This window comes from Inhella inkyongensis (genome assembly GCF_005952805.1).
GTDB lineage: Bacteria > Pseudomonadota > Gammaproteobacteria > Burkholderiales > Burkholderiaceae_C > Inhella > Inhella inkyongensis.
This window is the reverse complement of record NZ_CP040709.1, coordinates 267,621-281,937: the sequence shown is the minus strand read 5'-3', so window position 1 is coordinate 281,937 and position 14,317 is coordinate 267,621. Positions and strand designations below refer to the sequence as shown.

Below are 14,317 nucleotides of genomic sequence, written 5' to 3'. Positions count from 1 at the left end.
CGCATCCTCACTTCATGCCTTTGGCACGTTCGTAGGTATTTGCTACAAGTGGCTTGGCATCGCTCTGCGGCACATGGCACTGGGTGCAGAAGTAGCGCCGTGGACTCACCGAATCCAACTCCACCCCCTCGCGGGTCTTGAAATGGGTCACGCTGATCTTGGTGGCACCGCTCTCTTTGGTCTTCTGCCAGGCATGGCAATCCATGCACTTGTTGAAGTTTTTGGTGATCTGGTAGCCACTGATGGTGTGCGGCACCAGGGGCGGCATCTGCACGAAGTCGCGATCCCCCACCGGGTGGTCGCGTTCCTGGCGGTGGTTGGCCGGCGGGTTGTCCTGGTTCAGCGGCGTGCCCTGGCGCAGGCTTTGCAGCTTGACGGTCTCGGCCGGCTTGGGGTCGGCCGCGCGGGCCTGGTCCACGCCGATGGCGAACATGGAAAGAGCCAGCACCACTTTGGCGATGTCTTTGGCGGCGAGTTTGAGTTTTGCGGGAACTCTCATGGTGTCAGTCCCTTCTTGTGTCGAAGCGGTGGGTGAATCGAAGTACATCGGTATGGCAAACATCGGCGCAGCGGCCACAGGCCGTGCACTCGCGCGCGGTGATGACGGGGCCGGCCCCGTCCTTGGCCTTGAGCGGCGCCACCAGCACCTGGGGCTCAGGACAGACGGCATAGCAGTCACCGCAGTCATCGCAGGCGCTTGAATGCGTAGCCGCCACGCGCAGCAGCGGCTTGGAGCCGATCAGCGAATAGGCCGCGCCCATCGGGCAGACATGGCCGCACCAGCCGCGCGGTGCCACCAGCAGATCGAACAGAAAGACCGCCGCTGTGGCACCCCAGGCCAGGCTGCCACCGAAGATCAGGGCGCGCTGGGTCAGCGAAACCGGGTTGACCGCTTCCCACACTGCCTGGCCGCTGGCGGCGCTGGCCAGCAGCACGGCGCCCAGCAACCAATAGCGCAGCTGGCGGTTGGGGCTGCGTCCGCCGCTCAGCTTGAAACGACGGCGCAACCAGGCGGCGGCATCGGTCACGACATTGACCGGGCAGACCCAGGCACAAAAGGCGCGGCCGGCCAACAGACCGTAGAAGGCCAGCACGATGGCCGCACCGATCAGGGCGGTGGCTTCGGGTGCGTGGCGGGCGAACAGGGTCTGCGCCAACACAAAGGGGTCGGTCAGCGGCAGCACGCCCAGGGTCATGCTGCTGCTCAGATTGCCCTTGACGATCCACACCCCGGCCCAGGGGCCGAGCAGGAAGAGCACAAAGACGGCCAGCTGGCTGAGCCGGCGCAGCAGCAGCCAACGCCAGGCACGCACACCCCGGTTGGCAGTCGCCGAAACCTGCAGCACGGCTGCGCTCATCGCTGGGCCTCCGAGGCCGCGCGGGCATAGGGCTCGGCGCCACTGCGCAGCGGTGCCAGATCACCCGGCACGGCCTGCTCGGGCAGGCGCTGGGTGGGCAGATTGAACTGCGGCTGGAAGCCCCGGTTCTCGGCCTCCCAGCCCTTGCGGTAGTGCCCACCCAGCTGGCCCTGTGCCAGCTCGCGCGGCAACACCTTGATGGCGGCCTGCTCCAACACACAGCTCTTCTCGCACTTGCCGCAACCGGTGCAGGCCTCGGCATGCACGGTGGGCAACAGCATCGCGTGGCGGTCGCTGCGCGGATTGCTGACCTTTTCCAACGTGATGGCCTCGTCAATCACCGGACAGACGCGGTAGCAAACGTCGCAGCGCAGGCCCAGGAAGTTCAGGCAGCTTTCGTGATCGATGAGCACGGCCAGGCCCATCTGCGCCTTCTCGATCTGCTGCAGCGCGGGGTCCAGCGCGCCGGTCGGACAGGCCTTTACGCAAGGCAGGTCCTCGCACATCTCGCAGGGAATGTCGCGGGCGACGAAATAGGGCGTCCCGATGGCCACATCGCGGCCCACGCCATCACCGAACTCGCTCAGACGCAGGTTGTGCGGCGGGCAATCGCGCACGCACAGGCCGCAGCGCACGCAGGCGGCCAGGAAGTCGGCCTCCGGCAGGGCACCGGGCGGCCGCAGGGCCTGGGCCGGCCGCGCCTGCGCCGGGTGCGCAACCAGGGCCGCACCGCCGGCCATCAGGCAGGCGGTGGCGGCACCCGAGGCACCTTGCAGCAGGTTACGGCGGCTGAGGCTCATGGCAAGGTCAGGCCTTGGTGACCTTCACGGCGCACTTCTTGAAGTCCGTCTCTTTCGAGATCGGGCAGGTGGCGTCCAGGGTCAGCTTGTTGACCAGACGACCCTCGTCAAAGAAGGGCACAAAGATCAGCCCGCGCGGCACCTTGTTGCGACCCTTGGTCTCGACCTGGCACTGGATCTCGCCACGGCGCGAGGCCACTTTGACCTTCATGCCGCGCTGCAAGCCGCGTGCCTTGGCATCGTCCGGGTGCATATAGAGCAAGGCCTCAGGCACGGCGCGGTGCAGCTCGGGCACACGGCGCGTCATGGTGCCGGTGTGCCAGTGCTCCAGCACGCGACCGGTGCACAGCCACAGGTCGTATTCCTTGTCCGGGCTCTCGGCGGCCGGCTGGTAGGGCAGCGCAAAGATCACGGCCTTGCCATCCTTGTGGCCGTAGAACTTCACGTTCTCGCCCTTCTTCACATAGGGGTCATAGCCCTCGCGGAAGCGCCACAGGGTTTCCTTGCCGTCCACCACTGGCCAGCGCAGGCCGCGCACCTCGTGATAGGTGTCAAAGGGCGCGAGATCGTGACCATGGCCGCGACCGAACTCGGCGTACTCCTCGAAGAGCCCCTTCTGCACGTAGAAGCCGTAGGCCTTGCTCTCGTCGTTGACATAGTCCTTGATGTACTTGCCATTGACCTTGCCCATGTCGGCCAGCGTGTACTTGCTGGTCTTGGCATTCTTGTAGAGCACATCGAACAGAGTCTTGCCCTTGTACTCGGGCTTCTTGGCCAGCAGCTCGGCGGGCCACACCTCTTCCATCTTGAAGCGGCGGCTGAACTCCATGAACTGCCACAGATCGCTCTTGGCCTGGCCCGGTGCGCTCACCTGCTGGCGCCAGAACTGGGTGCGGCGCTCGGCGTTACCGAAGGCGCCTTCCTTCTCGACCCACATGGCGGCGGGCAGGATCAGGTCGGCGGCCATCGCGCTGGCCGTGGGGTAGGCGTCGCTGACTACCACGAAGGCCTTGGGATTGCGCCAGCCCGGCAGCATCTCGCCGTTGATGTTCGGCCCGGCCTGCATATTGTTGTTGGTCGTCACCCAATAGCACTTGATCTTGCCGTCCTTGAGCGCGCGGCTCTGGGCCACGGCGTGCAGGCCGATCTTGTCGGGCAAGGTGCCTTCCGGCAGCGCCCAGATCTCTTCGGTGTGCTTGCGGTGCTCGGGGTTGGTCACCACCATGTCGGCCGGCAGGCGGTGGGCAAAAGTACCCACCTCACGGGCCGTGCCGCAGGCGCTGGGCTGGCCGGTCAGGCTGAAGGGGCTGTTGCCCGGCTGGCTGATCTTGCCGGTCAACAGGTGAATGTTGTAGACCATGTTGTTGGCCCAGGTGCCGCGCGTGTGCTGGTTGAAGCCCATGGTCCAGAAGCTCATCACCTTGACCTTGGGGTCGGCGTAGAGCTTGGCCAGGTCCTCCAACTGCTTGACCGGCACGCCCGAGATCTCGCTGACCTTCTCGGCGGTGTACTCGCTGACGAATTTGGCGAACTCGTCGAAGGTCATGGGTTTGGCATCGCCCGGGTTGCCCTTGGGCTTGCCATCGGCGCCGGGGTAGCCATTGCTCTTGGCATCCTTTTCCAGCGCATGGGCCGGGCGCAGGCCATAGCCGATGTCGGTCTCACCCTTCTTGAAGTTGACGTGCTTCTTGACGAAGTCCTGGTTCACCTTGCCCGACTTGATGATGTAGTGGGCGATGTAGTTCAGGATGGCCAGATCGGTCTGCGGCTTGAAGATCATGGGCTGATCGGCCAGATCGAAGCTGCGGTGCTCGAAGGTCGAGAGCACGGCCACCTTGGTCTCCGGGTGGCTCAGGCGGCGGTCGGTGATGCGGGTCCACAGGATGGGGTGCATCTCGGCCATATTGCTGCCCCAGAGCACGAAGGCATCGGCCTGCTCGATGTCGTCGTAGCAGCCCATGGGCTCATCGATGCCGAAGGTGCGCATGAAACCGGCCACGGCCGAGGCCATGCAGTGGCGCGCGTTCGGGTCGATGTTGTTGGTGCGGAAGCCCGCCTTCCACAGCTTGGAGGCGGCATAACCTTCCCAGATCGTCCACTGGCCGGAGCCGAACATCGCCACCGAATTGGGGCCGTCGGTCTTGATGGCCTCTTTCCATTTGGCGGCCATGATGTCGAAGGCCTCGTCCCAACCCACGGGCACGAAGTCGCCTTCCTTGTCATAGACGCCGTTCTTCTTGCGCAGCAGCGGCGTGGTCAGGCGGTCCTGCCCGTACATGATCTTGGACAGGAAATAGCCCTTGATGCAGTTCAGCCCCCGGTTCACGGCCGACTCGGGGTCGCCCTGGGTGGCCACCACCTTGCCGTCCTGCACCCCCACCACCACCGCGCAGCCGGTGCCGCAGAAACGGCAGGGCGCCTTGTCCCAGCGCACCGCGCTGTCGCCCGGCGCAGCCTGGGCCGGCAGGATGGGCACGATGCCAGCTGCGGCGGCCGCGCTGGTGGCGGCCTGGGTCTTCAGAAAGTCGCGACGGTTGGCTTCCATCTTGTTGCTCCTGGCACGGCGGCGGTCGCCGGCACGATGGGTTGACAGAGTTCTATGGGGGAATGCTCGGGGAAGGGGACTGCGTTTGCCTTGAAGCAGTTCAAGGTCTTGTGGCGTCCAACTCCGTTAGATCGCGACGCCAGTCCAAATGGCCGCCGTGATGGCCCTCTGGGGCCGGAGCGTCGGGGCCGGAGTACTCGTAGACCAGGGTGCTGGAGAGCAGTTCGGGCAGCACGGCGATGCGGCCCAGGGTCGCTGCGGCAGAGCCCTGGACTGTGTCTTCGATCACCAGCACCAAACGGCCATCCCCCGGGTTGTGGGTGATATCCACCCCCGGCTCGGCCAGCAGCTTGGGCAGCAAAGCCGGCAGGCTGGGCGGCAGCGCACGCAACACCACACCTAAGACGGACATCGAATACTCCTGCACCAAAACGGGGAATGCAGTGTGTTCGCCGCTGCCAGCACCTGGCTTGAGCCAGATCAATACGGCGCGGGAAGACCTCTGATTTGGATCAGTCTAACGATGCTGATCGATCAAGATGGGATTGCCATCGGGGTCGGTGAGGGTGAAATAGCCAGGGCCGGCATCGCCTGCCACCGCTTCTCCCACTTCCAGGCCCGCCGCCTTGAGTTGGGCCTGCAGCTGGCGCACATCGCTGAACTCGGCCAGGTTCTCGCAGCGCGCGTTCCAACCCGGGTTGAAGGTCAGCAGGTTCTTCTCGAACATCCCCTGGAACAGACCGATCGTGACCTCGTCAGCGTTGCGCAGGATCAGCCAGCTCTGCTCGGCCACGCCGCCGATGACGGCAAAGCCCAGCTTTTCGTAGAAAGCGCGCGAGGCGCCCAGGTCCTTGACGGACAGGCTGACGGAGAAGGCACCAAGCTTCATGACGGCTCCTGGCTGGCGGAGCCACCAGCTTACGTCGGCCGCTGGCGGTAGAAGGTCATGGGCTCGGCCTTGAGCTGCTGCAGCACGTTCTTGCGCATCTTGCCCACCACATGCATCTCGCAGGGCTTGCAATCGAAGCGCAGGGTCAGCAGGTCTTCGCCATGCTGCAGCGTGAGCGGCTCGGCGCGCACCGTGCCCTGCACGCCGGTCACGCCCTTGGCCTGCTTGGGGCAGAGGCTCAGGGACCAGCGCACACAGTGCTTGGTGATCATCAGGCTGGCCTCGCCCAGGGTCTCGTGGCTTTCATAGGCCGAACCGATGACCTTGACGCCATGGCGCGCATAGAAGGCCGCAGCCTGACCGTTGTACACATTGGCCAGGTAGCTCAGCGCGTCCTCGGGATAGGGCACAGGCGGCTGCACCTCGGCATCGCGCGGCAATTTTTCGAATGCGGCGGCACGCGTCGCCTCCAGCGCCGCCACGCCATCGCGGCGCAAAGCATTGAGCTTGGCGGCGGGCAAGAACAGGGACTCCCGCAGGCTCAGGCGCACGCGGCGGGCCTCGAACATCGTGTCGCCCAGCTTGGCCAGGGCCTCCTTCATCTGCGCCTGGGCCTGTGCTTCGTCGCGCGCCGGCTCATGGGGCTGCGCCAAACGCACCGCCGCCTTGTGGCCGTACTCGTCCTTGAGGCTGAGCTCAAAGCCCTGCGCGGTCTGCGCCAGGCTGAGATCCACCCGCACGCGGCGCTCGCTGCTGGGCTTGGCCAACAGGCGCTCCCAAGCCATGTCGCGGTTGCGGCTGATGGGGGTGTTGGGGAACAGATCCTTCAGTTCGCGCAGGGCCGGGTCGCGCGGCAGATTGGGCTGGACCCGCCAGCGCAGGCCTTCGATCAGGGCAGCGGTCTGCACCGGCACACCCTGCAGTTCGCCCTGGCGATCCCACCAGGTCAAGGCGTCGCCGTTGTTCAGGCTGAAACCCTCGTCCAGCACCACTTCGAAGTCCTCGGGGCCGACACGGCCCACATGGCCGATGGCGATGCCGGCGTGCTTGGGGGTGTCGAAAGCGCCGATGTCGATCTTTCGCCCGTTCACAAAGTAGTCGGTGCCGCCGCGGTTGAAGCCCTGCTCGGGTTCGGGCGTGAAGGTGTAGCGGCAATGGCCGTGGCTGCTGGGGGCGTAGTCGTTGCCGCGTCGCGCCATCAGCCCATCGAGCAGTTGGCGGTAGTGCGCAGTGACGTTCTTCACCGTGGCCATGTCCTTGTAGCGGCCCTCGATCTTGAAGCTGCGAATGCCTGCGTCGGCCAAGGCCTCCAGGTTCGCGCTCTGGTCGTTGTCCTTCAGGCTCAGCACATGCTTGTCGTGGGCAATGATGCGGCCCTGGGCGTCCTTCACCGTGTAGGGCAGGCGGCACTCCTGGCTGCAATTGCCGCGGTTGGCGCTGCGCCCGGTATGGGCATGGCTGATGAAGCATTGGCCGCTGTAGGCCACGCACAGCGCACCGTGCACAAAGAACTCCAGCTTGGCGCGGTCCACCTGGGCGCGGATGGCCTGGATCTGATGCAGATCCAGCTCGCGCGCCAGCACCATCTGGCTGAAGCCCACATCCTGCAAGAAGCGCGCCTTCTCGGGCGTGCGGATGTCGGTCTGCGTGCTGGCGTGCAGTTGGATGGGCGGCAAGTCCAGCTCCAAAAGCCCCATGTCCTGCACGATCAGCGCATCCACCCCAGCGTCATGCAGCTGCCAGACCAGCTGCCGCGCGCCTTCCAGTTCGTCGTCACGCAGGATGGTGTTGAGGGTGACAAAGATGCGCGCGTGATAGCGATGCGCGTGGCGCACCAGGCGGGCGATCTCAGACACCGGATTGGCCGCCTTGTCGCGCGCGCCAAATCCGGGGCCGCCGATGTAGACGGCGTCAGCACCGTGGTTGATGGCCTCGATGCCGATCTCGGCGTCGCGGGCGGGGGCAAGCAGTTCTAAGTGCGCGGGCATGCGAGATTCTAAAAAACCACGCTGGCGGCCCGAGCCCGGACCGCTTGTGCATTCAAACTGGGATGGGTCGGCCTTTGTCTTGTTGCTCAGCCAAGCCGGAATTGGCTGGGCCGGGCGCTGGCACTTCTTCGCATCATGCGCCGCAGCGCCGAGCCATCCTGATAGCCCACGGCAGCGGCCACAGTCTCGATGGGCAAGCGACTCGTTTCGATGAGGAAGCGGGCACGGTTCAGCCGCACCGCCTGCACCCAGTCCAGCACAGTGCGCCCACTGGCCGCACGCACCCTGCGTGACAGGGTTCTGGGCGATAAGCCCAGCGCTGCCGCCAGGCCATCCAGCGTCGGCGGACGCGGCAACTGGGTCTCAATGCAGCGCGTCAAGCGGCGCAACAACTCGTCCCCCTGCACCACCAGCGCCGGCAACACATAGGGCGACTGCGTCGCCCGCGGTGGAGGCAGCAGCAGAAACCGGCGCAGGCGATCCACCAGCGCCGGGCCCCAGCCCTGGGTTAATAGGGCCAGCATCAAGTCGGCCTGCGCCAGCGCGGCACCGGCTGTCCAAAGCGGGCCATCCTGCAACACCAGCGCGTCGGCCCGCACATGGGCTTCGGGCGCCCACTGCTGCAGCAGGGGCGCCAGCCACCAACTGGTGGTGACCTGGCGCCCCGCCAGCAAGCCGGCACGCTGCAGCAAGAACACCGCCGAACAACTGGCGGCGCAATGCCCGCCCTGCGCCGCATGGCGCGCCAGGGACTGGGCCGAACGCTCAGCGTCTGGCTGCGCCAGGCCCGATTGCAGCCGTTCCGGGCTGTCCAGGCCCAGACCGGGCAGCACCCAGATGGAGCGATCCGCCCGCGTGGGCAGAGCCTGCGTTTCAAGCCGCAGGCCGCTGCTCAGCTCCAGCGTGCCGCCCTGCGGTGCCAGAACCCGCCAACGGGGGGCCGCCAAGCCAAGACCCGGCGCCAGCCGGACAGCGGCAGCCAAAAGATCCAGGCTGACGGCGACCCCCGCCGCATGGCTGCCTGGCAAGAGCAAAAGACTGAAATCAACCATGGCTGAAATAGCTCGTTAAGTGTCATTATGGACACTGGCAGTGTGCTGGTCTTGGCGCTTGAATGGAGGGACTGAAACTCAAGGAGCTCACCATGACCGACGACCCCATGCACGACTTCCAGGCCCAAACCCTGAGCTTTGACGACCAAAGCAAGCGCGTCTGGATCGCCGGCCAGGGGCCTGGGGTGATCGTGATGCCCGAGATGCCCGGCATCAGTCCGGCCGTGCTGCACTTTGCACGTCGCGTTCGGGACGCTGGCTTTCGCGTCTACCTGCCCTCTCTGTTCGGCCGCGATGGCGCCCGCCCCGATGCGGAGAGCGGCATGGTCGAACTGCAGCGCGCCTGCATCAGCGCCGAGTTCCGCGCCCTGGGAGGCGGGCGATCCAGCCCCATCACGGCTTGGCTGCGCGCGTTAGCGCGCCGGGCCCACGGGGAATGCGGCGGCCCGGGCGTCGGCGCCGTGGGCATGTGCTTCACCGGGAACTTTGCGCTGTCGATGATGCTGGAACCCGCCCTACTCGCACCAGTGCTCTGCCAGCCCTCCCTGCCCTTCGACAACCCACAGGGGCTGGAGATCTCTACAGCAGAGCTGCAGCAGGTGCGAGACCGTCTGGAGCGCGAGCACCTGACGGTGCGTGCCTATCGCTTTGCCGGCGACCGCCATTGCCGCGCCGAGCGCTTTGCGGCCTACGCTCAGGCCTTGGGGCCACGTTTCGAACCCACGGTGCTGCCCGACAGCGCCGCTCGCCGCACCGGCTTGGACTCCTTCTTTGGCCAAGTCGTGGGCTGTCCGCACAGCGTGCTGACAGCCCACCTGATCGATGCCGAGGGCGAACCCACCCGCGCCGCCCTGGACTCGGTACTGAGCTTTCTGCGCGGTCGCCTGGCCGGAACGCCGCATCAGGCCTGAGAGACCAACTCCTGCATCACCCAGGCCACCAGGGCCTGCGCCGCCGCGCGCTGCGGCTTGAGCGCCGAACGCACCAGGAAATAGGCGCGCGGCACCGGCAGACGCAGGGGCTGGCCCAGGGGCATGGCCTCGACCAGACGAGCGCTGTTCAACTCGTCCTGCACGAGCAGGCGATGGGCCAGCAGCAGGCCGGCACCCTGCAGAGCGGCGGCAATGGCATGTTCGGTGGCGCTGAAGCGCAGGCCACCGGCCGTGGCGCGACGGGCGGGCAGGCCGGCGGCGCGCAACCAATGGCGCCAGCTCGGGACTTCAGGATCGCCAGCCAATTGCTCGTCATGCAGCAGGGGCAAGCGTCCCAGCTCATCGCCCTGCTGCTGCCCGAGCGCGGGGCTGAAGACGGCCAGCAGCTCGTCCTGCGCCAGGCGGGTCCAGTGCAGATCGGGCTGGCGCGCTGGCGCGTCCAGTGGCGCATAGCGCAGGGCCAGATCCACGTCCGACCCATGCAGGTCCACATAGGCTGCGCTGGCTGCCACTCGCAGTTCCAGATTGGGGTGCGCCTGCACAAAGTGATGCAGGCGCGGCGCCAGCCATTGGCGGGTGAAGCCCGGTGGGGCACTGAGCACCAGCACGGCGGCATCGCGCTGGCGGCGTCGCCAATCGCTGCAGGCCTCGCGGATCAAGGCAAAGCCGGCCTGAAGGCCGGGCTGCAGCCGCAGGCCGGCGGCACTCAGCGCCACGCCGCGCGCCTGGCGCACAAACAAGGCTTCACCCAGCTGGGCCTCCAGCGCCCGAATCTGGTGGCTGAGCGCGCCAGGCGTCACATGCAGCTCGGCGGCCGCGCGGGCGAAGTTCAGGTGGCGTGCCGCGGCTTCGAAGGCGCGTAGGGCATTCAACGGTGGCAAAGCATCACTCAAGAGGCTTTCTCATGCCTTGGCGAAGGAATCTCGATTGTGCGCAGGGCCCGGCACGCCCTCCAATGGCGGCATGAAAAGCCCTACCGACCGCCTGCCCTGGCCCTTGCTCCTGTGTGCAGCCGCCGTGATGGGCATGGCGCTGGGCACGCGCCATGCGCAGGGACTCTTCATGCTGCCGCTGCTCGGCGAGCGCGGTTGGGGTCGCGAGACCTTTGCGCTGGCGCAAGGCCTGCAGACCTTGGTCTGGGGGGCCCTACAACCCCTGACCGGCTGGCTGGCCGACCGCTACGGCGCCGCGCGCGTGATCGCCACCGGCTGTGTGGTGTATGCCGCCGGCCTGCTGCTGGAGGCCACGGCGACCAGCCCAGCGCACTTGGCCCTGGGCGCCGGGCTGCTGACTGGCCTGGGTTTGACAGCCACCACCTTTGCCACGATCTACAGCGCGTTGTCCCGCGCGGTGGAGCCCGCCCAGCGCGGCGCGGCCTTGGGTTGGGCGGGTGGGCTGGCCGGCTTCTTTCAGTTCCTGCTGGTGCCGCTGGCACACAGCGGCATTGCCGCTTGGGGCTGGTCGGCCGCCTTACAGGCCTTGGCGGCCATGGCCTTGGGCTGTGCGCTAGCCGGCATGCAGGTTCGCGATCGCCCGGGCGAGGCTGCGACGCTGGATCAGTCCCTGGGTGCGCTGCTGCGCACCGCGCTCACCCAACGCGACTTCTGGCTGCTGAATGCCGGCTTCATGGCCTGCGGATTTCAACTGGCGTTTCTCGGCGTCCATCTACCGGCCTACTTGCGCGATGCCGGCCTCGGGCCCCAGGCGGGCGTGCATGCCATGGCGCTGATCGCCCTGGCCAATGCCATCGGCATCTATTACGCCGGGCGCCTAGGCGAGCGCTATCGGCGCAGCCACCTCCTCAGCGCGCTGTACGCCCTGCGCAGCCTGGCCATGCTGCTCTTCATCAGTCTGCCGCTGAGTCTGAGCACCCTCTATGTATTCGCCTGGGTCATGGGGTTGACCTGGTTGGGGACCGTGCCGTTGACCAGCGGGGTGCTGGCACAGCTCTTTGGGGTCCGCTATCTCGGCACCATGTTCGGACTGGTGTTTCTCGGGCACCAATTGGGCGGCTTCCTCGGGGCGTGGCTGGGCGGCAGGTTGTTCGATGTCTCCGGCTCCTACACGGCCATGTGGGCTATCGCCATTGGCTTGGGCGTGGTCTCCTCGCTGCTCCATCTGCCCATTCGCGACCGAACCGTGGGACTGGGCGCTCAGCCTGCATGAGGATCCGTCTGCTCCTGGGTGCCTTGGCGCTGGGCCTGACCCTATGGGCTTGGCGCGTGCTGCAGGCCAATCTGGTCGACTGGGTTCAGCTCAACAACCTTTGTTGACCGGCCGGGCGGGCGGATCACGCCTCAGCTGAACAGCCCCAAATCCCTGACCCGCGCCACCAACTGCGCCGCGCTGCTGACCTGCAGCTTGCGCATCAGGTTCTCGCGGTGCTTGTCCACGGTCTTGGGCGCCAGGTGCAGCAGCTCGGCCATCTGCGCATTGCTCAGGCCCTCGGCAATCATCTTGGTGACCTGCAGCTCGCGTGGGGTCAGGCCCGGGTCGGCGGCCTCGGCCTGCTGGCGCAGCGCAGCATCCACCACCACATCGCCACGCAGCACGCGGCGCAGGGCCTCCACCAGTTCCGCGCCGCTGCCCTGCTTGAGCAACAGGGCATGCACGCCCAGGTCCAGCAGCTGTTTGAACACCGTGGGCGACTGGGCGCCGGTCAGCATGGCGATCTTCAGCTCGGGGTGGCGCTGGCGCAGCCAGGCCACGCTGGCGGCGGTGTCGCCACCGGGCATGTGGTAATCCAGCAGCAGCAAGTCAGGTGTCAGCTCGGCCACGCGGGCGTGCAGGCCGTCCAGGCTGGACTGCTCCCCGACAATCTGCCACCCGGGCTCCAGGCCCAACAAGAGCTTGAGCCCATCCCGAAAAATGACATGGTCGTCGGCAAGCAGGATGCGAACACGGTCGCTGCGGGCCTGGCTGGGCATGGGGCTGCGCGGCCTGCTGGCCTGGGTGCTGTGGAGCGCGCCATTTTATGGAGCCTGGGCCGCCTGCCCGGCCGCCTTGGCGCAGCAGGATCTGACGGCCTGCACCCAGATCCAGGCCCCGCCCGGAGGCTCGGCGGGCCTGCGCTGGCAACGCATTGAACTGCACAGCGAGGCCACGCTGACCCGCTGGCTGGACGCCCGCGTGCCCGATGCCATCCACCTGGAGCTGTGGCGCGCCTCGACCGGCCAGGCGCCGCACCGTGAACGCGTGCTGGGCGCCCACAGCCTGTACGCCGACCGCCCTTTGCCGGGGCCGCGCCTGCTGCTGCCGCTGGAATTGACGCCCGGCCCACACACCCTGTGGCTGGGTTACCGCCTGCATGGCGACGGCGTGCTCACGCCCCAGCTGCTCAGCCCCGAGCGCGAACGGGCACTGCGCAGCCAGTCCGATCTGCTCAACGGCGCGCTGGCCGGCGGCCTGCTGGCCTTGGGCCTGGGGGTCCTGTGCGTGCGCCTGTTCGGCGGCTCCAGTGCTTATCTGGCCTATGCGCTGTTGCTGGTCTGCGAGCTGATGTTGGTGACCCAGACCGAGGGCTATGCCTTTGCCTGGCTGTGGCCCGAGTCGCCCGGGTGGAACCAGATCGCGCCCCAGGTGTTTGCCCTGGCCACCCTGGCCGCCCATGTGCTGCTGGCGCTGCGCTTTCTGCAGCTGCGCCAGCGCCACCCACTGCTGTGGCGGGCCCATATGGGTTTGAGCGCGCTGATTGGCGTGGCCTTGATGGGCCTGGGCCAGCCCTGGTCCGAGCCTCTCACCCTGGTGCTGGGCCTGTCCTACGCACCGCTGGCCCTGGGCAGCGCCGTGCTGGCCTGGCGCGACCGCCTGCCCGGCGCCCCGCTCTATGCCTTGGGCGTGTTTGCGCTGGCCCTGGGCGGCATCGTGCCGTTTGCGCTCGGGGTGGTTGGTCTCAACCCCTTGCCCTTCGATCACTTCGTTTATCCGCGCATCGGCCTGTTCCTGGAGGCCAGCTTCTTCTCGGCCGCCCTGATCAACCGCATGCGCCAGCAGCAGGCCGACCTGGCCGACCAGCGCCTGCGCCGTCTGGCCGAGGCCGAAGACCTGCTGCAGGCCGAGAGCCAGCGCCGCGCCGCGCTGGACCTGGCGCAGCAGCAAGGCCTGCGTCTGGCCGGCGCCAGTCACGACATCTCGCAGCCCCTGTCCTCGCTGCGCTTTGCCATCGCGGCCCTGCAACGCAGCGCCACCGAGGCCCAGTCGCCCATCACGCAGCATCTGGACCACACCCTGAGCTATGCCCAGACCCTGCTGAGCGACCTGATCCAGCAGACCCGCACCGAGTTGCCGCTGCGCAGCGACCACCTGGAACTGGGCCCCTGGCTGCGGACCCTGGCCCAGGCGCACCAGGCGCAGGCCCAGGCTAAGGGCCTGACGCTGCGCGTGGCCCCCTGCAGCGCCGAGATCGAGGCCTCGCAACTCATCCTGGCGCGCATCCTCAACAACCTGATCAGCAATGCGCTGCGCTATACCCAGCGCGGCGGGGTGCTGGTGGGCGTGCGGCGCCGCCCGGGCGGCCTGGAGATCCAGGTGCTGGACAGCGGCCCAGGCCTGCTGCCCGCGCAGATCGAGCGCCTGCAACGGCCGTTTGAGCGCGGCAGCAACGAGCACCCCGGACATGGCCTGGGCCTGTTCATCGTCAAGAGCCTGTGCGCGCAAAACGGCTACCGCTTCACGGTGCGCAGCCGGCTGGGACGCGGCTCGCTGTTCGCGGTTACGGTGGATACCGTATCGGAATAGGGGGACGCGATTCCTA

General features: G+C 67.1%; 13 protein-coding genes. 3 read left to right on the top strand and 10 right to left on the bottom strand.

Features of this window, described 5'->3' with window-relative positions:
• Positions 1-7: 7 nt before the first annotated feature.
• The 8 genes from FF090_RS01455 to FF090_RS01420 all read right to left on the bottom strand — a co-directional run bounded on the left by FF090_RS01455 (position 8) and on the right by FF090_RS01420 (position 8,632).
• On the bottom strand, positions 8-499 hold the full coding sequence (locus FF090_RS01455) for a nitrate reductase cytochrome c-type subunit (RefSeq protein WP_217503013.1): 492 nt from the start codon (positions 497-499) through the stop codon (positions 8-10).
• Between the two features lie 4 nt (positions 500-503).
• Positions 504-1,358 (bottom strand): quinol dehydrogenase ferredoxin subunit NapH, encoded by an 855-nt coding sequence (napH, locus tag FF090_RS01450; protein WP_138855043.1) that lies wholly within the window; start codon positions 1,356-1,358, stop codon positions 504-506.
• Positions 1,355-2,158: a ferredoxin-type protein NapG gene (napG, locus tag FF090_RS01445; RefSeq protein ID WP_138855042.1), complete on the bottom strand. Its 804-nt coding sequence runs from the start codon at positions 2,156-2,158 to the stop codon at positions 1,355-1,357. The genes napH and napG overlap by 4 nt, the downstream gene beginning before the upstream one ends.
• A gap of 7 nt (positions 2,159-2,165) precedes the next feature.
• Complete coding sequence (napA, locus tag FF090_RS01440; protein ID WP_138855041.1) at positions 2,166-4,703, bottom strand: nitrate reductase catalytic subunit NapA; 2,538 nt, start codon at positions 4,701-4,703, stop codon at positions 2,166-2,168.
• 100 nt (positions 4,704-4,803) lie between these two features.
• A complete protein-coding gene (locus FF090_RS01435; RefSeq protein WP_138855040.1) occupies positions 4,804-5,115 on the bottom strand; it encodes a chaperone NapD in 312 nt (103 codons plus the stop codon).
• 105 nt (positions 5,116-5,220) lie between these two features.
• Positions 5,221-5,592: a VOC family protein gene (locus tag FF090_RS01430; RefSeq protein ID WP_138855039.1), complete on the bottom strand. Its 372-nt coding sequence runs from the start codon at positions 5,590-5,592 to the stop codon at positions 5,221-5,223.
• Positions 5,593-5,621: 29 nt separating this feature from the next.
• A complete protein-coding gene (locus FF090_RS01425; RefSeq protein ID WP_138855038.1) occupies positions 5,622-7,580 on the bottom strand; it encodes a peptidase U32 family protein in 1,959 nt (652 codons plus the stop codon).
• Between the two features lie 86 nt (positions 7,581-7,666).
• Positions 7,667-8,632 carry a GlxA family transcriptional regulator gene (locus FF090_RS01420; protein ID WP_138855037.1) on the bottom strand — a complete coding sequence of 322 codons (966 nt, stop codon included), beginning with the start codon at positions 8,630-8,632 and terminating at the stop codon, positions 7,667-7,669.
• A gap of 92 nt (positions 8,633-8,724) precedes the next feature.
• Here FF090_RS01420 and FF090_RS01415 point away from each other — a divergent pair, with 92 nt between their 5' ends.
• Complete coding sequence (locus FF090_RS01415; RefSeq protein ID WP_138855036.1) at positions 8,725-9,543, top strand: dienelactone hydrolase family protein; 819 nt, start codon at positions 8,725-8,727, stop codon at positions 9,541-9,543.
• Here the strand turns inward: FF090_RS01415 and FF090_RS01410 are convergent.
• Positions 9,534-10,457 (bottom strand): LysR substrate-binding domain-containing protein, encoded by a 924-nt coding sequence (locus FF090_RS01410; RefSeq protein ID WP_138855035.1) that lies wholly within the window; start codon positions 10,455-10,457, stop codon positions 9,534-9,536. The genes FF090_RS01415 and FF090_RS01410 overlap by 10 nt on opposite strands.
• 70 nt (positions 10,458-10,527) lie before the next feature.
• Here FF090_RS01410 and FF090_RS01405 point away from each other — a divergent pair, with 70 nt between their 5' ends.
• Complete coding sequence (locus tag FF090_RS01405; protein ID WP_138855034.1) at positions 10,528-11,730, top strand: MFS transporter; 1,203 nt, start codon at positions 10,528-10,530, stop codon at positions 11,728-11,730.
• A 131-nt stretch (positions 11,731-11,861) separates the two neighbouring features.
• Here FF090_RS01405 and FF090_RS01400 read toward each other — a convergent pair whose 3' ends face one another.
• Positions 11,862-12,491, bottom strand: a complete 630-nt coding sequence (locus FF090_RS01400; RefSeq protein ID WP_138855033.1) for a LuxR C-terminal-related transcriptional regulator — start codon at positions 12,489-12,491, stop codon at positions 11,862-11,864.
• Between FF090_RS01400 and FF090_RS01395 the strand changes: the two genes are divergently transcribed.
• Positions 12,457-14,301, top strand: coding sequence for a sensor histidine kinase (locus FF090_RS01395; protein ID WP_175423463.1), 1,845 nt, complete (start codon positions 12,457-12,459; stop codon positions 14,299-14,301). The two genes, FF090_RS01400 and FF090_RS01395, sit on opposite strands and share 35 nt — an antisense overlap.
• Positions 14,302-14,317 lie beyond the last annotated feature (16 nt).